Source organism: Ancylobacter lacus, assembly GCF_018390635.1.
Classification (GTDB): Bacteria; Pseudomonadota; Alphaproteobacteria; order Rhizobiales; family Xanthobacteraceae; genus Ancylobacter; species Ancylobacter lacus.
Genome location: NZ_JAHBGE010000051.1, coordinates 198,221 through 219,256 on the forward strand (window position 1 = coordinate 198,221; position 21,036 = coordinate 219,256).

Genomic DNA, 21,036 nt, shown 5'->3' on the forward strand with positions numbered 1-21,036 from the left:
CGTGTCCTCACTCGGCCGCCGCGGCGAGACGGTTCTGCGCCAGCGCGGCGCATTCCGCCATCACCGCGGAGGCGCGTGCAATCGGGTTGGTCATGTAGAAGGCGGTGACCGCGGCGCGGAACGGCGCCCGGTCGGTCGCCCCGCCTTGTTGCGCCAGCGCCGCCACAGCGGCCGCGTCGGCCGGCGCGACATGGTCGATCCGGGCGAGATGCGGATGCGCCGCATAGAGCGCGGCCCGGAGCTGCGCCAGCGAATCGTAAGGCAGCCGCTGGCCGAGCACATCGGACAGCGCCCGCAGCACCGCCCAGTCCTCGCGCGCCTCGCCGGGCGGGAAGGCCGCACGGTTGGCGAGCTGGGCCCGGCCCTCGGTGTTCACATAGGTGCCCGACTTTTCGGTATAGGCCGCGCCCGGCAGGATGACGTCGGCGCGGTGGGCGCCGCGATCGCCATGGGTGCCGAGATAGACCACGAAGGCGCCCGGAGCGATGTCGACTTCGTCCGCACCGAGCGCGAACAGCACGTCCAGCCCGCCCGGCGCGATCATGCCGGCGACGTCGAGCCCGCCGGCGCCCGGCACCGCACCGACATCCAGCGCGCCGACGCGCGCCGCCGCGGTGTGCAGCACCGCGAAGCCGTTCCATGCCTCGTTCACCGCGCCGACCGCCTCGGCGACCCGTGCCGCGAGCGAGAGCACGGCGGCGCCATCGGGACGGGCCAGAGCCCCCTGCCCCACCAGCACCAGCGGCCGCTCGGCGCCCTTGAGCACATCGGCGAACGCCCCGCCCTCCAGCAGGCCGGCCAGCGTCTCGGGGCCGGCGCCGAGATAATCGTAGCTGTAGGTGAGGTCGACCGCCTCGCCGATCACGCCGATCGGGAACGCCCCGCGCAGCCAGCGCTTGCGGATGCGCGCGTTCAGCACCGAGGCCTCGCGGCGCGGATCGGAGCCGATGATCAGCAGCGCATCGGCGGCCTCGATCGCGGCGATCGAGGGATTGAACAGATAGGTCGCGCGGCCGAGCGCCGGGTTGAGCGCGGCGCCGTCCTGCCGGCAGTCGATGTTCGCCGAACCGAGCCGGGTGATGAGATCCTTCGCGGCGAAGGCCTCTTCCACCGAAACGAGGTCGCCGATCAGGGCGCCGATCCGGTTCGCCGGGGTCGCCTTCACCTTGGCGGCGATGGCGGCGAACGCCTCCGGCCAGCCGGCCGGGCGCAGCTTGCCGTCGACGCGCACATACGGCCGATCCAGCCGCTGGGTCTTGAGGCCGTCCCAGATGTAGCGGGTCTTGTCGGAAATCCACTCCTCGTTCACGTCCTCATTGAGACGCGGGAGGATGCGCATCACCTCGCGGCCGCGGGTGTCCACGCGGATGTTGGAGCCCACCGCGTCCATGACGTCGACGGACTCGGTCTTCACGAGTTCCCACGGGCGGGCATGATAGGCATAGGGCCGCTGGGTCAGCGCGCCCACGGGGCAAAGATCGACCACATTGCCCTGGAGTTCGGAGGTCAGCGCCGCCTCGAGATAGGTGGTGATCTCCATGTCCTCGCCACGGCCGATGGCGCCCAGTTCGGCAACGCCCGCAACCTCCGTGGTGAAGCGGACGCAGCGCGTACACTGGATACAGCGCGTCATCGACGTCTTTACCAGCGGGCCGATATACTTGTCCTCGACCGCGCGCTTGTTCTCGGCGTAGCGCGAGGTGTCGACGCCATAGGCCATGGCCTGGTCCTGCAGGTCGCACTCGCCGCCCTGATCGCAGATCGGGCAATCCAGCGGGTGGTTGATGAGCAGGAACTCCATCACCCCTTCGCGCGCCTTCTTCACCATCGGGCTCTTGGTGAGCACGACCGGCGGCTCGCCATTGGGGCCGGGGCGCAGGTCGCGCACGTTCATCGCGCAGCTCGCCTGCGGCTTGGGCGGGCCGCCCTTCACCTCGACGAGGCACATCCGGCAATTGCCGGCGATGGAGAGCCGCTCGTGGAAGCAGAACCGGGGGATTTCGGCGCCGGCCGCCTCGCAGGCCTGGAGCAGCGTGTACTCCGGCGGGACGTCCAGCTCGATATCATCGACGATGATCTTGGCCATGTGTCTTACTCCGCCGCCACCGGCACGGGATCGGGATGCGGGTTGGCCGCATACTGGTCGATGCGCTTCTCGATCTCGGGCCGGAAGTGACGGATCAGGCCCTGGATCGGCCACGCCGCCGCATCGCCCAGCGCGCAGATGGTGTGGCCCTCGACCTGGGTCGTGACCTGCAGCAGCAGGTCGATCTCGCGCTTCTGCGCACGACCCTGGACCATGCGGTCCATCACCCGCCACATCCAGCCGGTGCCTTCGCGGCACGGCGTGCACTGGCCGCAGCTCTCATGCTTGAAGAAGTAGGAGATGCGGGCGATCGCCTTCACGATGTCGGTGGACTTGTCCATGACGAGGACACCGGCCGTCCCGAGGCTCGACTTCACCGCGCGGGTGCCGTCGAAGTCCATGATCAGCTCGTTGCACTGTTCGGCCGGGATGACCGGGCAGGAGGCGCCGCCGGGGATGATCGCCAGCAGGTTGTCCCAGCCGCCGCGCACGCCGCCGCCATGCTTCTCGATCAGCTCGCGGAACGGAATGCCCATCGCCTCTTCGACGATGCAGGGCGTGTTCACATGGCCGGAGATGCCGAACAGCTTGGTGCCGACATTGTTGGGCCGGCCGATGCCGGCGAACCACGCCGGGCCACGGCGCAGGATGGTCGGCGCCACCGCGATCGACTCGACGTTGTTCACCGTGGTCGGGCAGCCATAGAGCCCGACATTGGCCGGGAAAGGCGGCTTCAGCCGCGGCTGGCCCTTCTTGCCTTCCAGGCTCTCCAGCAGCGCGGTTTCCTCGCCGCAGATATAGGCCCCGGCGCCATGGTGGACGTAGACATCGAAATCCCAACCATGGACGTTGTTCTTGCCGATGAGGCGCGCCTCATAGGCCTGGTCCACCGCCGCCTGCAGGTGCTCGCGCTCGGTGATGAACTCGCCGCGGACATAGATGTAGGCCGCATGCGCGCCCATGGCGAAGCCGGCGATGAGGCAGCCCTCGACCAGATGATGCGGGTCGTGCCGCATGATCTCGCGGTCCTTGCAGGTGCCCGGCTCGGATTCGTCGGCGTTGACGACGAGATAATGCGGGCGCCCGTCGGACTTCTTGGGCATGAACGACCATTTGAGGCCGGTCGGGAAGCCGGCGCCGCCGCGGCCGCGCAGCCCCGAGGCCTTCATCTGGTCGATGATCCAGTCGCGGCCGGCTTCCAGAATGGTCTTGGTGCCGTCCCACGAGCCGCGCTTCAGCGCGCCCTGAAGACCCCAGTCGTGGTAGCCGTAGATATTGGTGAAGATGCGATCCTTGTCGGCCAGCATGGTTCGCTCCTCAGTTCGGCTTTACCGCGTCGGGCTTGTCGGAGCCCGGCTTGGCCTGACCCGTGGAATCGGCGCTGCCCTGCGCCTTGACGGCTTCGGCCGCCGGCGGCTTGGCCGGGGCCGGATTCCAACGAGGCGGTGCGGGCGGCGCCGCGGCGGCCGCCGGCTGGGCGGGGGCCGGCTGCGCCTCGCCCGCGCGCGCCGCCTCGATGGTGGCGCGCGCGGCGGCCAGACCCGCGCCGGTGCCGACCATGGAGCCGTCGAACAGGCTGGGCTCGGTCAAGGCGCGCAGGCCGGTCACCGGCTCGGAGCTGCGGCGGCCATTCTGCGGGCCGACCTGCGGCTGCTCGCCCTTCTCGAAGGCGTCGATGATCTTCTCGAGGTCCTCGGGCGTGAGGTCCTCATAGACATCCTTCCACACCTGGATCATCGGCGCGTTCACGCAGGCGCCGGCGCATTCCACCTCTTCCCACGACAGGTCGCCGCTGGCGGAGAGATGGAACGGCTCGTCGTGAATGCGGCGCTTGCACACCTTGATCAGGTTTTCCGCGCCCTTGAGCATGCAGGGCGTGGTGCCGCAGACCTGGATGTGCGCCTTGCGGCCGACCGGCAGGAGCTGGAACTGGGTGTAGAAGGTGGCGATCTCATAGACCCGGATCGGCGCCATGCCGAGCATGTCGCCGACATAGCGCATGGCCGGCTCCGACACCCAGCCGCCCGCCTGCTCCTGCGCGCGCATCAGCAGCGGAATGACCGCGCTGGCCTGACGGCCGGCCGGATATTTGGCGATGGTCTTGTGCGCCCAGTCCAGATTCTCCGCCGTAAAGGCGAAGCTCTCGGGCTGAAGCTCCTGCGGCGCAAGCCTGCGGACGGACATGCCGAACCCTTCCGATCGAACCACCTGGCACCAGGCTCAGCGGTCCACTTCTCCGAAAACGATATCCAGCGACCCGAGGATCGCCGAGATGTCCGCGAGCATGTAGCCGCGGCACAGAAAATCCATCGACTGAAGATGGGCGAAGCCGGGCGCCCGGATCTTGCAGCGATACGGCTTGTTGGTGCCGTCGGCGACGAGATACACGCCAAACTCGCCCTTCGGGGCCTCGACCGCGGCGTAGACCTCGCCGGCCGGCACGTGGAACCCTTCCGTGTAGAGCTTGAAGTGATGGATGAGCGCTTCCATCGAACGCTTCATCTCGCCGCGCTTGGGCGGCACCACCTTGTTGTCGACCGCGGAGACCGGGCCCGGCTCCTTGAGCAGGCGCTCGCAGCACTGCTGCATGATGCGTGCCGACTGGCGCATCTCTTCCATGCGGATGCAGTAGCGGTCGTAATTGTCGCAGTTCTTGCCAACCGGAATGTCGAAATCCAGCTCGCTGTAACACTCATAGGGCTGCGCCTTGCGCAGGTCCCACGCCGCGCCGGAGCCGCGGACCATCACCCCCGAGAACCCCCAGGCGAACGCGTCTTCCAGCGACACGATGCCGATATCGACATTGCGCTGCTTGAAGATGCGGTTGTCGGTGAGCAGCCCTTCCAGATCGTCGCAGACCTGGAGGAAGTTGGGGATGAAGTCGCGGATGTCCTCGATCAGCTTGACCGGCAGGTCCTGGTGGACACCGCCCGGTCGGAAATAGGCCGCGTGCATGCGCGAGCCGGAGGCGCGCTCATAGAACACCATGAGCTTCTCGCGCTCCTCGAAGCCCCAGAGCGGCGGGGTCAGCGCGCCGACGTCCATCGCCTGGGTCGTCACGTTGAGCATGTGCGAGAGGATGCGGCCGATCTCGGAATAGAGCACGCGGATAAGCTGGCCGCGCTTGGGAACCTCGAGCCCGATCAGGCGTTCGATGCCGAGGCAGAAGGCGTGCTCCTGGTTCATCGGCGCGACGTAGTCGAGCCGGTCGAAATACGGCACCGCCTGCAGGTAGGTCTTGGTCTCGATCAGCTTTTCGGTGCCGCGGTGAAGCAGGCCGATATGCGGGTCGACCCGTTCGACGATTTCGCCGTCAAGCTCGAGCACGAGGCGAAGAACGCCGTGCGCGGCCGGGTGCTGCGGACCGAAATTGATCTGGAAGTTACGGACGTTGTCAGCCGATGTCGGAGCGTTCATCGCCTTACCCTCACCCGGCCTTCGGGGCGGTTGCCTTCTCGTCGCCGGGGAGCACGTAGTCCGGCCCCTCCCAAGGCGAGAGGAAGTCGAAGTTGCGGAACTCCTGAGGCAGCTTCACCGGCTCGTAGACTACGCGCTTGCGGGCATCGTCATAGCGGACCTCGACGAAGCCGGTGGTCGGAAAGTCCTTGCGCAGGGGATAGCCGTCGAAGCCGTAATCCGTGAGCAGCCGGCGCAGCTCGGGATGGCCCGAGAACAGGATGCCGTACATGTCGTAGGCTTCGCGCTCGAACCAGAGCGCGCCCGGGAAAACCCCGGTGGCTGACGGCACCGGGGTCGTCTCGTCGGTTTCGAGCTTCACGCGGATGCGGGCGTTCAGCGTGGGCGAAAGCAGGTGGTAGACCACGTCGAAGCGCTTCTCCCGCTTCGGCCAGTCGACACCGCAGATGTCGATGAAGCCGACGAAGCGACAGGACGGGTCGTCGCGCAGGAAGGTCAGAAGCCGGACGATGTTGTCGCCGCCGGCGCACAGCAGGGTGAGCTCGCCAAAGGCAAGCTCGGAACCCGCCACCGCTTCGGGGAGCGCGTCGAGGACGTGCGCGGCAAGCTCTTTCAGTGTCTCTTCCATGTCGCTCTCGCGCATCCCCTCGTCGCCCCGCCCTCAGCGCTCGATCGTGCCGGTGCGGCGAATCTTCTTCTGCAGCAGAAGCACGCCATAGAGCAGCGCCTCCGCCGTGGGCGGACAGCCTGGAATGTAGATGTCCACGGGTACGATGCGGTCGCAGCCGCGGACCACCGAGTAGGAATAGTGGTAATAGCCGCCGCCATTGGCGCAGGAGCCCATCGAGATGACGTAGCGCGGCTCCGGCATCTGGTCGTAGACCTTGCGCAGCGCCGGCGCCATCTTGTTCGTCAGCGTGCCCGCCACGATCATGACGTCGGACTGGCGCGGGGAGGCGCGCGGCGCGAAGCCGAAGCGCTCGACGTCATAGCGCGGCATCGACACCTGCATCATCTCGACAGCGCAGCAGGCGAGGCCGAACGTCATCCACATCAGCGAGCCGGTACGGGCCCAGTTGATGAGGTCGTCCGTCGCGGTGACGAGAAAGCCCTTGTCGGCAAGCTCGGCATTCACCTCGACGAAGAACGGGTCGGTGGCACCGACCGGCTTGCCCGTGTTGGGATCGATGATGCCCTTGGCGGCAGGCGCAACCAGAGGGGCGGACGGCGCGGTCAGTCCCATTCCAGCGCTCCCTTGTTCCACTCGTAGACGAAGCCGACGGTCAGCACGCCGAGGAAGACCATCATCGACCAGAAGCCGACATTGCCCAGCTCGCCGAAGGTGATCGCCCACGGAAACAGGAACGCCACTTCGAGATCGAAGATGATGAAGAGAATGGACACCAGGTAGAACCGGACGTCGAATTTCATGCGAGCGTCGTCGAACGCGTTGAAGCCGCATTCGTAAGCCGACATTTTCTCTGGATCAGGTCGGCTGAAGGCAAGGAAGAACGGCGAGACGAGGAGCGCCAGGCCGATGATTGCCGAGACGCCGATGAAGACGACAACCGGCAGGTAGTCCTGAAGCAGGCTGCTCATAGCCAGCGAATCTCCCACAGGAGTGCGACGCTCGCTCCGATTTCCGCAGTTGCGAAAAATTCAAAGCACGGCGGCAGGCTTATCGCACCGCCATGGCCGAAGCAAGCGCATCGAGCTTATGAAAATCGGCCCTGGCATACAGAATTCACAGGACCGCGTGGCCTCTATATGGAGACGCGGCAGAGTGTCGCCAGAGGGCGTCGGGCGCGATCGGTAAATGGAATATTTTCTCAAGCCCCGCGAACGTCCCCGCACCGGCGCCCGGCGCGGCACGGCCGAGGCATGGGAGCCTCACGCTTTGATTCCTTGGAGGGCGAGCCCTGCACGAGACGGGCGGCAGCCCCCGCATAACTGCATGACTGTCGCCCTCCCCGACCGGGAAGGGAGGGGCCGGCGTCCGGCGCCCGATGGAAGGACGGTGACCGGCGTCGGGAGGTCGCCCACCGCTCGCCCGGCAGCCGCGGGTGACGGTTGCCCGGTCAAGCCTCGTTGCAGTGCAGCAGTTCATTTGGCAAAGTAAGTCGGTTATCGCAACCAGAGGCGCGGCTCTCCCCGTCTGCTCCCGGAACGAACGAACCTATGACCAGCGTCACAATCGCTATTCCCACGAAGAATCGCCCACTCAAGCTTCGCAAATGCCTCGATGTCCTCGCGAAGATCCCGGAGATCGACTCCTATGACGTGGTCGTCTGCGATTCATCGGACAAGCCGGGGGTGGCGGAGGAGGTTGCCGCGGTCTGTCGCGATTTCCCGTTCGTCCGGACCGCCCCTCACGACGGCAAGAACGTGGCAGCGGCGCGCAACGCCTGTGCCCGGGCCGCGCGCGGCGATGTGATCGTGAATGTGGACGACGATATCTATCTCCAGCCCGACGCGGTCCGCGAGCTGATCGCCGCCTATGACTCCTATCAGGGGTGGCGAGTCGTGGCCGGCAGCGTGAAGTGGCAGGACTGGAGCGGGCCGGTAAAGATGCGGCTGATCGGCTATGGACGCGCGGTCCGCCCGTCCGAGCACCCGGATTTTCTCATCGGCGCCTTCTTCGCCTATCCCCGCTCCCTGGCGCTGGCGAAGCCCTGGAATGAACAGGTGCGGACGTCGGACGACCGCTTCATGGGCGCGCTCTGGCGCTCCCAGAAGGTGACGCTGGGCTTCGCCCCCAAGGCCCGCGCGGTGCACGACGAGGAGCACAACACCTACCGCATCGATCACCAGCAGTCGCACATCTACGTAAACCTGTTCGATGCCGTGATCGCCAACCCCAGCATCGGGCGCGCCTTCTGCTACGAGGTGCTGGGCTTCATCTGGGGCCTGAAGGCCGCGCGGCGCGAGAAGGGTGGCATCGGCAAATTCGTCACGGCGTGGCGGGTCGGTCATCAGGACCTCTGGCGCGACCGCCACGCGCTCTCGCAACTGGTTTCCACCCGCCTGCCTCCTCCCGGGCCGACCCTCGCCAACAGCCAGCCCACCGTCTGAGGCGGGGGGCATCCGCCCCGACCGCTGACTCTCAGCCCTTTCAGCCCGCCGATCCGCCACCTGGCACCCGGACGGGGCATTTCATTCAGGATTCGACATGGCAGTTCTGGTGACCGGCGGCGCCGGCTATATTGGCAGCCACATGGTGCTCGCCCTGGTGGACGCGGGGTACGACACCGTCGTCCTCGACGACCTGTCCACCGGCTTCGGCTGGCTGGTTCATCCCTCCGCCCGCCTCATCCAGGGCGACGTGTCGGACATCGCCCTGGTGCGGCGCGTGATCGAGGAGAACGACATCACCGCCGTTCTCCATTTTGCCGCACGCATCGTGGTGCCGGATTCGGTGGCCGACCCGCTCGGCTACTACCTCGCCAACACGGTCAAGTCGCGGGCGCTGATGGAAGCCGTCGTCGCCAGCGGCGTGCAGAAGTTCATCTTCTCGTCCACTGCCGCCGTCTACGGCATGGTCGGCACCGAGCCTGTCGCCGAAGATGCCCTGCTCTCGCCCATCTCGCCCTATGGCCGGTCCAAGCTGATGACCGAGTGGATGCTCGCCGACACCGCGGTGGCGCATCCCCTGAGCTATGTCGCGCTGCGCTACTTCAACGTGGCGGGCGCCGATCCCGACGGGCGGGCCGGCCAGTCCACCAAGGGCGCGACCCATCTGATCAAGGTCGCGGCGGAAACCGCGCTCGGCAAGCGTCCTTTCATGAACGTCTTCGGCACCGACTACGAAACGCCGGACGGTTCCTGTCTGCGCGACTACATCCATGTGACCGATCTGGCCGCCGCGCACCTCGACGCCCTGCGCTATCTCGAGCGCGGCGGCACGTCGGGCGTCTTCAACTGCGGCTATGGCCGGGGGTATTCCGTCCTCGAGGTCATCGAGACGGTGAAGCGGGTGTCGGGTGTGGATTTCCCGGTCCAGATCTCCGAGCGGCGCCCCGGCGACCCCGCCGCCATCGTCGCCCGGGCCGACCGGGTGAGGGCCGAGCTGGGCTGGGCGCCGCGTCTCGACGACCTGTCGACCATCGTCGATCAGGCTCTGGCCTGGGAGCGGCGGCTGAGCGCGCGCAACCTGATCTGAGGGGACGACCGGATCGGCGGACAGCGCGCCCGGCCGAAAGCCGGGCGAGCTGTGCCGCGTGGCTATTGCCCCGTTGTCACCCCGCCTCGACGGGCTGGCAGAACGACACGCACCAGTTCGCCGAGGGGTACGGACGCCCGACGAGTTCGGCGATGTTCTCCGCCGCCGTCATTCCCGACCCCGCGATGTAGTCATAGGAGTCGAGCGACGGCAGCGCCGCGTCGCTGTCACAGAGATTTCCGCCCCCGTCGGAGGCATCGGCGCTGCCGTACCAGAGGCGGAATCCCGGCCGCACCGGGTCGCGCGTCGTCACCGCCACCGTGGTGTCGCCAACGAGGTCCACGGCGGTGACCGCGATGTCCCCTCCCCCCGGCCCGGTGATGCGGAAGCCCCGGGTGGGATACAAAACCGGCTCGCAGCGCAGATAGGCCGGCGCGAAGCGCAGCGGCGGTGCCGGCACATGGAAATCGACCAGCAGCCGCCGTGGCGCCACGGCGCTGATGCGCGTGGGCGAGAGCGGGCGCCACGCATAGCCCTCGACGCCGGATCGGTAGATCGCGCGGCCCAGCATCTGCCCGAACCAGCGCGAGCCATTCGCGGTGAGATGGCCGCCACGATCCGGCAGCTGATAGACCGGGCCGGCCATCACGACCTGCGTCGGGTGGGCGCAGGCGAAATCAAGCTGCGCCTCGGCGACATGAAGGCCCGGCTCGCCGTTCATGTCGACATCGCACGCGAACGTCCCCCCCACCTGATGGATGACGAAGAGCGGGTCCGCCTGCTGGCCGGTGATGGCGCGGATGTCGGCCGTGAGATCGCGCCACAGCCGCTCCAGCGCCTCCCGATAGAGTTCCCGTGTCGCGAGGCGGGAATGGCCGAGGGGAATCGAATCGAACTCGCCCTGAATATAGAGCGTGGCCGGCACCACATGGGTAAGCCCCTTCTGGCGCGCGGCGGCATGTGCCTGCTGGACCGAGGACAGAACGCGGTTGTAGCGCTGCCGGCCATCCTGGCTGTTCTGCCGGGAAAGCTGCGCGATGGTTGTGCCGGAAACGGCCGGGCACACCACGTTGAGCAGGCCCTTGGCGCCGCCGGGATGGCGCTGGAGAAGCGAGGCCAGCATGTTCGCCGCGCCAACCGCCGGCGATTCACCGAGCGCGATGCTTTGCCGTGGCAGCGCCGCGACCTGTGCCGCGTCCAGGATGGCCGGCGAGTCCGGCATGCGGACATGCGCGACCAGAGGCTGGAAGCCGGGCGGCGGCACCGGATCGAACGAGGTGCTGTCCGAACGAAGCGGACGAACGTCACCGCCCAGCATCAGGTTGCCGAACCGGGGAGTCTGGCTCAGCGCCGGCCAGGCCTGCTGGCCGGTCGCCAGCGATTGGCCATAGACGACGAGCGTGTTGATGTCCGCGACCGGGCGCTGGATGCCCGCCATGGGCAGGCTGGTCCAGCGGCGCGCCTGCGCCATGTTCGACAGATCGCGCGACGGGGGCACGGGACTGCTGCTCAATGCGATACCGTGAGGTAGGTTGGCATCACACCACCATTTTTCGAAAGCCAAATGGGCTTAAGAGAATCGCCCCGGGAACCGAGAACGGATGAGAGCGCGCATTCTGAGCGGCATTGTGTTCGCCATTGTCGTCCTGACCCTTGTCCCCATCCAGTACCGGCCCCACCCCTTCGCCTCGCCCAATCTGGAACGCTTCATCGGCTTCGCGGTGTTCGGCCTCGCGGGAGGCCTGCTCTGGCCCTCGCGGACATTCACGCTGTTTCTCGCCGGCGGCGCCTTCGCCGCGGTGCTGGAAGTCGCCCAGGCCTTCGACCCGACACGCCACGCCGACGCGCACGACGTCGTCTTCAAGACGCTCGGCCTCGCGGCGGGGCTGGCGAGCGTCCGGCTGGGATGTTTCCTCCGCAGCCGCTTCCGGCGCGCGAATACAGGCTAGCGGCGGCAAGCATCCGTGGCCGCGTGAGCCGTCTCGGCCCGAGGAAGATACGAACCGTCTGGAAACAGCGAATCGTCACGAGCGCAAAGCTGGAAACGCAGGAAAAGGCGCGGCCGGACGTCATATCGTCACGCGGCTGCTACAGCTTGCTTGCCAAGCTGATGGCCGAGAACTCTGAGAATGGGACATGTGCTGGATGGCGGGAGTGACGGGGCTCGAACCCGCGACCTCCGGCGTGACAGGCCGGCGCTCTAACCAACTGAGCTACACCCCCGAGCGACGCTGTCTTGGCGGCGTCGAGTGAGCGTGGTGTTAAGTGAGCCCTCGGAAAGTGTCAAGCAGGCTCGGCACCGCTCACCCTCTCGCCCTGTGGACAGCTCCTTCAGCCCGGAAGCTGCGGCTTGCGCGTGGCGACCACCTCCTTGAGCACCGCCGCCCCGGCGATCAGCAGCGGCACGGCCATGAAGGTTCCCACCGGCCCCCACATCCAGGTCCAGAGCGCCATGGAGAGGAAGACGGCAAAGGGGTTGAGGGCCACCCGGCGCCCCACGATCATCGGCATCAGGAACTGCCCCTCGATGGTGGTGAGCACGAGGAAGCAGGCCGCCGGTGCCAGTCCGTGCAGGATCTCGGGAAAGCTGATGAGCCCGACGACGGTCAGGACCAGCGTCATCACCGCCGGGCCGATATAGGGGAGATAGTTGAGCACGCCGGCCAGCACGCCCCACAGCACCGGGCTGGAAAGCCCCAGTGCATAGGCGGTGAGGCCGGTTGCCACACCGAGGCCGAAATTGATGAAGGTGGCCGTCACCAGATAGGTGCCGAGGCGGCGTTCGATCGCGCTGACGATCCGCAGCGCCGTCAGCCGCGACGACCGCTCGGACATGACCTGCACGAACTTGCGCTTGATCTGGACCCGGCCCGCCAGGAAGAACAGCAGCGATCCGATGAAGAGGATCATCTCGCCGATGGCGGGGGTGACGAGCGTCATGAGGTTCTGGAGGACGGTGGCGTCGGCCACGTCGACCGCGATGGGCGGCCGGTCGGTGCGACCGATCGATTCGATCACGTCGATGAAGCCAGCAATCTGGCTCACGATCGGCCGGATGAGCTGGAAGCGCTGCTTCAGGATGTCGCCGATTTCGTCGGAACGGCCGATCCAGTCGGTCAGCGGTCCCGTCACCGCGACGACGGCGGCGTAAAGCGCGGTGAGGAACAGAACCACGATGCCCACGGCCGCGACCCAGGTCGGCACCCCTCGCGCGCTGAGGCCTGCCATGGCGGGGCCGATGACGCTTCCGATGATCACCGCCGCGATGATCGGCACGAAGACGGCCCGGCCGGCGATCAATGCGGCGATGACGCCCAGCGCCGCCAGGATGATAACGGCGACCTGCGCACTGCGTCGCCATAGCCGTTCGGTGTCATTGCCTGTATGCTCCGCGTCGCGCGGTTTGCCCTCGGCAAGTATGGCAGGCGGCATCGGCGGCGAACTCCAGCGAGAGGGCGCCCGACAACGCAAGGTGAGGTGCGCGGTTCCGCATGTTCGGCTCAGACTTGCACGATTGATGCTTGGCCTTGCACGAACGATGCTGCGGTGCGAAAAACGTGATCGGCGGAATTCGGGACAGATCCGATCGACGCATTCACTTCGGCTCGCGGCGTGTATCCAACTGAGACTATGGAGCTTCTCATGCTAAGCAATCCCGCAATCGTACCGGTCATCCTGGCCGGTGGAAGCGGCACCCGGCTCTGGCCTGTTTCGCGAGACAGCCTGCCGAAGCAGTTCCAGTCTCTCGCCAGCGAGCACACCCTCTACCAGGACACGCTGAAGCGGGTGTCCGACCGGTCCATCTTCTCCGCTCCCATCGTCCTCACCCATGATGATTTCCGGTTTTTCGCCCGTCGCCAGGCGGCCGAGATCGGCATCGACCCGACCATCGTCCTCGAGCCCATGCGCCGTGATTCCGGCCCGGCCCTTGTCGCTGCGGCCCTCGTCGCCCAGCGCATCGCCGGCGAAGGCTGCCTCGTCCTCGCCCTGGCTGCCGACCACGTGATCGCCGACCAGCACCTCTTCCTCGAAGCCTGTCGCGCCGCCGCCCTCGCCGCCGCCGGCGGCAAGATCGTGACGTTCGGGATCACCCCCACCGAGCCCCGCACCTCCTACGGCTATATCCGGCCCGGCGCCGCCCTTGAGGATACCGCCGCGCTGATCGTCGATGCCTTCGTCGAGAAGCCGGACGCCGCGACCGCGCAGAGCTACCTGTCGCAGGGCTTCCTTTGGAATTCGGGCAATTTCCTCTTCCCGGCCTCGCTGCTGGTGGAAGAGGCGGCCTCCTACGAGCCCGAACTGGTCGAAGCGGTGAGCGCCTCGGTCGAACAGTCCATCGACGACCTCGGCTTCATCCGGCTCGACAGCACGGCTTTCGCCCGCGCCCCCTCGAAGTCGATCGACTATGCCGTGATGGAGCGCACCTCCCACGCCGCCGTGGTCGAGGGCCGCTTCCGCTGGTCGGACATCGGCAGCTGGGATGCCCTGCACGAGCTCAACGTGCCGGACGCCTCGGGCAACGTCACCCGCGGGCCGGTGACGCTGCTGGACAGCACGAATTCCTTCATCCGCTCCGACGGGCCCCTGGTGGCCGCCGTCGGCCTTGAGGGCATTTCGGTGGTGGCGACCGACGACGCCATTCTCGTCATGCCGGCGAACCGCTCGCAGGATGTGAAATCGCTGGTCGCCAAGCTGAAGACCGACCGCCACAACGCCGCCTCCGAGCACCTGAAGGCTCACCGGCCCTGGGGCACCTATCAGACCATCTGCCGCGGCGACCGCTTCCACGTGAAGAAGATCGTGGTCGAGCCGGGCGGACGGCTGTCGCTCCAGAAGCACTATCACCGCGCCGAGCACTGGATCGTGGTGAAGGGGACGGCCGAGGTGACGCTCGGCGACAAGACCTACGAGGTGCGCGAGAACGAATCGACCTATCTTCCGCTGGGCTGCACCCACCGGCTTGCCAATCCCGGCAAGATCCCGCTGGAGCTGATCGAGGTCCAGACCGGCTCCTATCTCGGCGAGGACGACATCGTCCGGATCGAGGATGTCTATAATCGCGGATGACGCGCCGCGGCGCGGCGGATGTCCGCGCCCCACGAGTTCCATTTCATTGGGGGATTAGAGCATGCAGGTTGCGATGATCGGCACAGGCTATGTGGGCTTGGTGTCCGGCGCCTGTTTCGCGGATTTCGGCCATTCGGTTATTTGCGTCGACAAGGATGAGCGGAAAATCCAGGCCCTGCGTCAGGGCGTAATGCCGATCTACGAACCCGGGCTCGACCAGCTGGTGGCGCGGAACGTCAAGGCGGGCCGGCTCGAGTTCACCACCGATCTCGGCCCGGCCGTCGCCAAGTCGGATGCGGTCTTCATCGCGGTGGGGACTCCGTCGCGCCGCGGCGACGGCCATGCGGATCTCAGCTATGTCCACGCCGCCACGCGCGAAATCGCCGCGGCCTGCACCGGCTACACCGTGCTCGTCACCAAGTCGACCGTGCCGGTGGGCACCGGCGATCAGGTGGAGCGGATCGCCGCCGAAGTGGCGCCCGGCGCCGACATCTCGGTGGTCTCCAATCCCGAATTCCTCCGCGAAGGCGCCGCGATCGAGGATTTCAAGCGCCCCGACCGCATCGTCGTCGGCACCGAGGATGACCGCGCGCGGCACGTGATGAGCGAGCTGTACCGCCCGCTCTTCCTCAATGCCTCGCCGATCGTCTTCACCAACCGCCGGACCTCGGAACTCATCAAATACGCGGCCAACGCCTTCCTCGCCACCAAGATCACCTTCATCAACGAGATCGCCGATCTCTGCGAGAAGGTGGGCGCCAATGTCCAGGAAGTCGCGCGCGGCATCGGCCTCGACAACCGCATCGGCTCGAAATTCCTCCATGCCGGTCCCGGCTATGGCGGGTCCTGCTTTCCCAAGGACACGCTCGCCCTGGTCCGCACGGCGCAGGAAGCCGGCGCTCCGGTCCGCATCGTGGAGACCGTTGTCAGCGTGAACGACGCCCGCAAGGCGGCGATGGCGCGCAAGGTGGTGAGCGCGCTGGACGGCGACCTCGACGGCAAGACCATCGCCCTGCTGGGCCTGACCTTCAAGCCGAACACCGACGACATGCGCGACGCGCCGGCCATCGCCATCGTCCACTCGCTGCTCGACAAGGGCGCGCGCATTCGGGCCTACGATCCCGAAGGCATGGAAGAAGCCCGCAAGTACCTGCCGCCGGAAGTCGTCTACGCCTCCGACCCCTATGAGTGCGCGCAGGGCTCGGACGCGGTCGTCCTCGTCACGGAATGGGATGCCTTCCGCGCGCTCGACCTCACTCGTCTGCGCTCGGTTCAGGCCAAGCCGGTACTGATCGACCTGCGCAACGTCTACAAGCCGGACGAGATGATCGAGCAGGGCTTCATCTACGAGAGCGTCGGACGCCCCGTTCGTACGCACTGATGTTCGTCAGTCCGGCGCCCTCGGGGCGCCGGATTGATTTTCCGGCCGCAGGCTCCTATGCACCCTGTGCTGACGTCTCTGACCAGGCGGTAAGCATGTCTGGGGATATTCGAGCATGGCTTTGCACATCAGCGAACCGAACAGCCGAGTTCCGGCGGACAGCGCGCCGACATCGCGACCCGCGGAACCCGGATCCTCGCTGGCGGCGATCCGGCGTACGCTGGATATCGAAGCCGATGGCATAAAGGCGCTTCACGCGGCGCTCGACGGCCCGCTCGGGCCGGCGATGGAAGCGGCGCTCGACGCCCTGTTCGGCGCCCGTGGCCGCGTCATCGTCACCGGCATGGGCAAGAGCGGGCATATCGGCCGCAAGCTCGCCGCCACCTTCGCCTCCACCGGCACCCCTGCCCTCTTCCTGCATGCCGCCGAGGCCGCCCATGGCGATCTGGGCATGGTGACCGCCGACGACGTGCTGGTCGCGCTGTCATGGTCCGGCGAAACGGCCGAACTCGGCGAGATCGTGCGCTATGCCCGCCGGTTCTCGGTTCCCCTGATCGCGGTTACCTCGCGGCCCGAAAGCACGCTCGGCAAGGCGGCCGACATCCTGCTGGCGCTGCCGAAGGTGACGGAGGCCTGTCCCAACGGGCTGGCTCCCACCACCTCCACCCTTGTGCAGCTCGCTCTGGGCGACGCCCTCGCCGTGGCCCTGCTGGAGCGCCGCGGCTTCAGCGCCTCCGACTTCCACGTTTTCCATCCCGGCGGCAAGCTGGGCGCGCGGCTGCTGAAGGTCCGCGATCTCATGCATGAGCGTGAGATGACGCCCCTGACCCAGCTCGGCACGCCGATGGCGGATGTTCTGATCGAAATCACCAGCAAGCGCTTCGGCTGCTGCGGCGTGCTGGATGGCTCCGGCCGGCTGGTGGGCATTGTCACCGATGGCGACCTGCGCCGGCACATGAGCGGCGACCTGCTCGCGCGGCCGGTGGAGACCATCATGACCAGCTCCCCGCTCGCGATCGCGCCGGGCGAGTTTGCGAGTTCCGCGCTGCGGATCCTCAACCGCCGCCAGGTGACGGTGCTGTTCGTGGTCGAGGACAACGTCCCGGTCGGCATCGTCCACGTCCATGACCTGTTGGGCGCGGGCGTGGCCTAGCGCCGGCCCGATGTGAACATCTTCCCGTCACCGCTACGGAGCTGGAATGACAGCCGCCCTCAGTACCGTCACCGTCGGCAATGTCCGCTTTGGCAACACGCTGCCTCTCGCCCTGATTGCCGGCCCCTGCCAGCTCGAGAGCCGCGATCACGCCCTGGAATGCGCCGCCGCGATCCATGAGATTGCGGGTCGCCAGCAGATCGGCGTGGTGTTCAAGACCTCTTTCGACAAGGCCAACCGGACCTCGGCACGGGGTGCCCGCGGAATCGGGCTCGAGGCGGCGCTGCCGATCTTCGCCGAGATTCGCGAACGTTTCGGCATGCCGGTGCTGACCGACGTGCACGAAATCGATCAATGCGCCGCGGTGGCAGAGGTGGTCGACATTCTCCAGATTCCGGCCTTCCTGTGCCGGCAGACCGACCTTCTGGTCGCCGCGGCCCAGACCGGCCGCGTGGTCAATGTCAAGAAGGGCCAGTTTCTCGCCCCGTGGGACATGAAGAACGTTGTCGCCAAGCTGACCGATAGCGGCAACCCGAATGTCCTCGTCACCGAGCGCGGCGCGTCCTTCGGCTACAACACCCTTGTCTCGGACATGCGGGCGCTGCCCATCATGGCCGAACAGACCGGAGCGCCGGTAATCTTCGACGCGACCCATTCGGTCCAGCAGCCCGGCGGACAGGGCAGCTCCTCCGGCGGCCAGCGCGAATTCGTCCCGGTACTGGCCCGCGCGGCCGTCGCCGTCGGGGTGGCCGGCGTCTTCATCGAGACGCACCCCGATCCCGATCACGCTCCCTCGGACGGCCCGAACATGGTGCCGCTCTCGGCCTTCGAGGCGCTGGTCGCCCGGCTCAAGGCGTTCGACGCGGTGGCCAAGGAGGCCGCCTGACGGCCTTTGGGGAAAAGGCTCCCCGGCCATCCGGCCGGGGAGCCGCAGCGGTCAGATCGTCTGGTTATAGGCGCCGACTTCCGGGTGCTGGCGCAGCACGCCGTCCACCGCCTTGAAGATGTCGTGCATGCGCTGCTCCGACACCGGGCTCTCCACCACGACCACGAGTTCCGGCTTGTTGGACGAAGCCCGCACCAGACCCCAGCTGCCATCCTCGACCGTCACCCGCACACCGTTGACGGTCACGAGATCGCGGATCTTCTGACCGGCGACGGGTTCACCGCGTTCGGCCAGACCCTGGAAGTGCTTCACCACGGCGTCGACGATCGGGTACTTCACCTCGTCGGCGCAATGGGGCGACATGGTCGGCGACGACCAGGTCTTCGGCAGCGCGTCCTTCAGCTCCGAGACGGTCTTGCCGGGATTCCGGTCGATCATGTCCAGAACCGCGATGGCCGAGACCAGACCGTCGTCATAGCCGCGTCCCACCGGCGCATTGAAGAAGTAGTGGCCGGACTTCTCGAAGCCGACCAGCGCGCCCGTCTCGTTGACGCGGCGCTTCATGTAGGAATGCCCGGTCTTCCAGTAGTCCGCCTTCACGCCGTTGGCCTGAAGCACCGGATCGGTGACGAACAGACCCGTCGACTTGACGTCAACCACGAAGGTCGCCCCGGGATGCAGCTTGGAAAGGTCGCGCGCGAGCATCACGCCGACCTTGTCGGCAAAGATTTCCTCGCCCGTCTCGTCGACGATGCCGCAGCGGTCGCCGTCACCGTCGAAACCCAGCCCGACATCCGCGCCGCTCGCCAGCACGGCATCGCGCATGGCGTGGAGCATCTCCAGATCCTCGGGATTGGGGTTGTACTTCGGGAAGCTGTGATCCAGCTCGCAATCGAGCGGCACCACCTCGACGCCGAGGGCTTCCAGAATCCGCGGCGCGAAGGCACCGGCGGTGCCGTTGCCGCAGGCGACCACGGCCTTGATCGGCCGGGAGAAGCGCGGCCGGGTCGTGAGATCGCGCATGTAGCGATCAGGGAAATTCTGCTCGAAGATGTAGGAGCCGCCGCCGCGCAGGTCGAACCGGGCGTTGAGGACGATGTCCTTGAGCCGGCTCATCTCCTCGGGGCCGAAGGTCATGGGTCGGTTGACGCCCATCTTGACACCGGTCCAGCCATTGTCGTTGTGCGAGGCGGTGACCATCGCGACGCACGGCACATCCAGCTCGAACTGGGCGAAATAGGCCATCGGCGACAGCGCAAGTCCGATATCATGCACCGTCACCCCGGCGGCCAGCAGGCCGGTGACGAGGGCGTATTTGATCGAGGAGGAATAGCCCCGGAAATCGTGTCCGGTGACGATCTCGGGCTTCACACCCAGCTCGTGGATCAGCGTGCCGAGCCCCATGCCGAGGGCCTGAACGCCCATCAGGTTGATTTCCTTGGTAAAGAGCCATCGCGCGTCATACTCGCGGAAACCGGTCGGCTTCACCATCGGCTCGGATTCGTAACCATAGGTGTTGGGCAGAAGGCTCGGATGGGGAATCGGGAACATCGTTTGTGATTCGCTTTCCAGTTCTTGCCGCCCGCACGGGGCGGGCCGGGAATCTGACATGGGTCTGCCGCGTACCGGCTACCGGCCGGGCCAAGCGGAAAGAGCAGCGCGACGGGAAGGCCCGAACCCTCACCCTGACGCCGCGCCGTTCCGGCTCGGGCGGAATCGTATGATAGCTGCATTTATAAAAAGGTTGATGAAATGCCCACGTCGTCGTCCATATTTTCCTCCTCCTCCACGCCGATCTTCGTCACGGGAGCCGCCGGTTTCATTGGCTTTCATCTCGCTCGACGTCTTCTGGAGGCGGGAAGCACGGTCGTCGGCATCGACAACATCAACGATTATTACGACACGGCACTGAAGGAGGCGAGGCTGGCGGAACTTGCCCCGCATCCGGCTTTTCATTTCGAACGTCGGGATATTGCCGACCGCGACGCCATGCAGGACTTGTTCCATCGCCATCGGCCGGCCTATGTCGTCCACATGGCCGCGCAGGCGGGGGTCCGCTACTCCATCACCAACCCCCACGCCTATGCGGACTCCAATCTCGTCGGCTTCCTCAACATACTGGAGGGATGCCGCGCCAGCGGCACCGCCCATCTCGTCTATGCCTCGTCGAGCTCGGTGTATGGCGCCAACACCACCGTGCCGTTCCGGGTGAGCGACGCCGTCGATCACCCCGTCAGCCTCTACGCCGCGACCAAGAAGGCCAATGAGCTGATGGCGCATACCTACAGCCATCTCTACGGGCTTCCGACCACCGGGCTGCGGTTCTTCACCGTCTATGGCCCTTGGGGCCGGCCGGACATGGCGGTGTTCCGGTTCTTCGACGCGCTGTACGAGGGGCGTCCGATCGACGTCTACAACAACGGCGACATGCAGCGGGACTTCACCTTCATCGACGACGTGGTCGAGGCCGTCCTGCGCCTCATCCCGCGCGTCGCCACGCCGGACCCGGCGTGGAACGCGGCGCGCCCCGACCCCGCGATCTCGTCGGCGCCCTACCGGCTGTACAATATCGGCAACAACGCCCCGACCGGGCTCATGGATCTCATCGCGGCGATCGAGGAGGCGGCGGGCCGCGAGGCCGAAAAGCGCTTGCTTCCGATGCAGCCGGGCGATGTCTACGCCACCTTCGCCGACGTCACGGCCCTGGCCGAAGCGGTGGATTTCTCGCCGCGTACCCCGATCCGCCAGGGCATAGCCGCCTTCGCCGCCTGGTATCGCGAGGTCTACCGGGGGCGGTTGAAACCCTGACACGAAAAAAGGCGCCCCAAGGGGCGCCTTCTTACATTTCGCGACACGCTGCGCGCACCGCGCCACTCCGCGACGGGAG

18 protein-coding genes and 1 tRNA gene are annotated in these 21,036 nt (G+C 66.7%); 8 read left to right on the forward strand and 11 right to left on the reverse strand.

Annotated elements, in window-relative coordinates; all coding sequences use genetic code 11:
• Positions 1-7 precede the first annotated feature (7 nt).
• Genes nuoG through KHC27_RS13650 form a run of 7 tightly spaced genes read right to left on the reverse strand, consistent with a single transcriptional unit; the run spans position 8 to position 7,102 of the window.
• The gene (gene nuoG / locus KHC27_RS13620; RefSeq protein WP_213339916.1) at positions 8-2,086 is read right to left on the reverse strand and encodes an NADH-quinone oxidoreductase subunit NuoG; all 2,079 of its coding nucleotides are present in this window, start codon (positions 2,084-2,086) and stop codon (positions 8-10) included.
• A 5-nt stretch (positions 2,087-2,091) separates the two neighbouring features.
• On the reverse strand, positions 2,092-3,393 hold the full coding sequence (nuoF, locus tag KHC27_RS13625) for an NADH-quinone oxidoreductase subunit NuoF (RefSeq protein WP_213339917.1): 1,302 nt from the start codon (positions 3,391-3,393) through the stop codon (positions 2,092-2,094).
• Between the two features lie 10 nt (positions 3,394-3,403).
• A complete protein-coding gene (gene nuoE / locus KHC27_RS13630; protein ID WP_213339918.1) occupies positions 3,404-4,270 on the reverse strand; it encodes an NADH-quinone oxidoreductase subunit NuoE in 867 nt (288 codons plus the stop codon).
• A gap of 36 nt (positions 4,271-4,306) precedes the next feature.
• Entirely contained in the window at positions 4,307-5,503 is a 1,197-nt protein-coding gene (locus KHC27_RS13635; protein WP_213339919.1) for an NADH-quinone oxidoreductase subunit D, read from the reverse strand.
• 10 nt (positions 5,504-5,513) lie between these two features.
• Positions 5,514-6,131: an NADH-quinone oxidoreductase subunit C gene (locus tag KHC27_RS13640; protein ID WP_213339920.1), complete on the reverse strand. Its 618-nt coding sequence runs from the start codon at positions 6,129-6,131 to the stop codon at positions 5,514-5,516.
• Between the two features lie 33 nt (positions 6,132-6,164).
• Positions 6,165-6,746: a NuoB/complex I 20 kDa subunit family protein gene (locus tag KHC27_RS13645; RefSeq protein WP_213339921.1), complete on the reverse strand. Its 582-nt coding sequence runs from the start codon at positions 6,744-6,746 to the stop codon at positions 6,165-6,167.
• Positions 6,737-7,102, reverse strand: coding sequence for an NADH-quinone oxidoreductase subunit A (locus KHC27_RS13650; protein WP_213339922.1), 366 nt, complete (start codon positions 7,100-7,102; stop codon positions 6,737-6,739). Before KHC27_RS13650 ends, KHC27_RS13645 begins: the two co-directional genes overlap by 10 nt.
• Positions 7,103-7,681: 579 nt before the next feature.
• On the opposite strand from KHC27_RS13650, the gene KHC27_RS13655 reads away from it, so the two are divergent.
• Together KHC27_RS13655 and galE are read left to right on the forward strand one after the other, a co-directional pair.
• A complete protein-coding gene (locus tag KHC27_RS13655) occupies positions 7,682-8,575 on the forward strand; it encodes a glycosyltransferase (protein ID WP_213339923.1) in 894 nt (297 codons plus the stop codon).
• Positions 8,576-8,672: 97 nt separating this feature from the next.
• Positions 8,673-9,662, forward strand: a complete 990-nt coding sequence (gene galE / locus KHC27_RS13660; protein ID WP_213339924.1) for a UDP-glucose 4-epimerase GalE — start codon at positions 8,673-8,675, stop codon at positions 9,660-9,662.
• Positions 9,663-9,738: 76 nt separating this feature from the next.
• On the opposite strand, the gene KHC27_RS13665 is transcribed toward galE, so the two are convergent.
• Complete coding sequence (locus tag KHC27_RS13665) at positions 9,739-11,160, reverse strand: sialate O-acetylesterase (RefSeq protein WP_213339925.1); 1,422 nt, start codon at positions 11,158-11,160, stop codon at positions 9,739-9,741.
• Positions 11,161-11,263: 103 nt separating this feature from the next.
• On the opposite strand from KHC27_RS13665, the gene KHC27_RS13670 reads away from it, so the two are divergent.
• Positions 11,264-11,611 (forward strand): VanZ family protein, encoded by a 348-nt coding sequence (locus KHC27_RS13670; RefSeq protein WP_213339926.1) that lies wholly within the window; start codon positions 11,264-11,266, stop codon positions 11,609-11,611.
• Positions 11,612-11,808: 197 nt separating this feature from the next.
• Here the strand turns inward: KHC27_RS13670 and KHC27_RS13675 are convergent.
• Positions 11,809-11,885: transfer RNA gene (locus tag KHC27_RS13675), tRNA-Asp, on the reverse strand.
• Positions 11,886-11,993: 108 nt separating this feature from the next.
• On the reverse strand, positions 11,994-13,094 hold the full coding sequence (locus KHC27_RS13680) for an AI-2E family transporter (RefSeq protein ID WP_213339927.1): 1,101 nt from the start codon (positions 13,092-13,094) through the stop codon (positions 11,994-11,996).
• Between the two features lie 210 nt (positions 13,095-13,304).
• Between KHC27_RS13680 and KHC27_RS13685 the strand changes: the two genes are divergently transcribed.
• From KHC27_RS13685 to kdsA, 4 genes are all read left to right on the forward strand, one after another.
• Entirely contained in the window at positions 13,305-14,729 is a 1,425-nt protein-coding gene (locus KHC27_RS13685) for a mannose-1-phosphate guanylyltransferase/mannose-6-phosphate isomerase (RefSeq protein ID WP_213339928.1), read from the forward strand.
• Between the two features lie 61 nt (positions 14,730-14,790).
• Entirely contained in the window at positions 14,791-16,110 is a 1,320-nt protein-coding gene (locus KHC27_RS13690) for a UDP-glucose dehydrogenase family protein (RefSeq protein WP_213339929.1), read from the forward strand.
• A 115-nt stretch (positions 16,111-16,225) separates the two neighbouring features.
• The gene (locus KHC27_RS13695; protein WP_213339930.1) at positions 16,226-17,263 is read left to right on the forward strand and encodes a KpsF/GutQ family sugar-phosphate isomerase; all 1,038 of its coding nucleotides are present in this window, start codon (positions 16,226-16,228) and stop codon (positions 17,261-17,263) included.
• Positions 17,264-17,309: 46 nt separating this feature from the next.
• Positions 17,310-18,149 carry a 3-deoxy-8-phosphooctulonate synthase gene (gene kdsA / locus KHC27_RS13700; RefSeq protein ID WP_213339931.1) on the forward strand — a complete coding sequence of 280 codons (840 nt, stop codon included), beginning with the start codon at positions 17,310-17,312 and terminating at the stop codon, positions 18,147-18,149.
• Positions 18,150-18,200: 51 nt separating this feature from the next.
• Here kdsA and KHC27_RS13705 read toward each other — a convergent pair whose 3' ends face one another.
• Positions 18,201-19,700, reverse strand: a complete 1,500-nt coding sequence (locus KHC27_RS13705; protein ID WP_213339932.1) for a phosphomannomutase/phosphoglucomutase — start codon at positions 19,698-19,700, stop codon at positions 18,201-18,203.
• A gap of 201 nt (positions 19,701-19,901) precedes the next feature.
• Here KHC27_RS13705 and KHC27_RS13710 point away from each other — a divergent pair, with 201 nt between their 5' ends.
• Positions 19,902-20,957: an NAD-dependent epimerase gene (locus KHC27_RS13710; RefSeq protein WP_213339933.1), complete on the forward strand. Its 1,056-nt coding sequence runs from the start codon at positions 19,902-19,904 to the stop codon at positions 20,955-20,957.
• Positions 20,958-21,036: the final 79 nt, after the last annotated feature.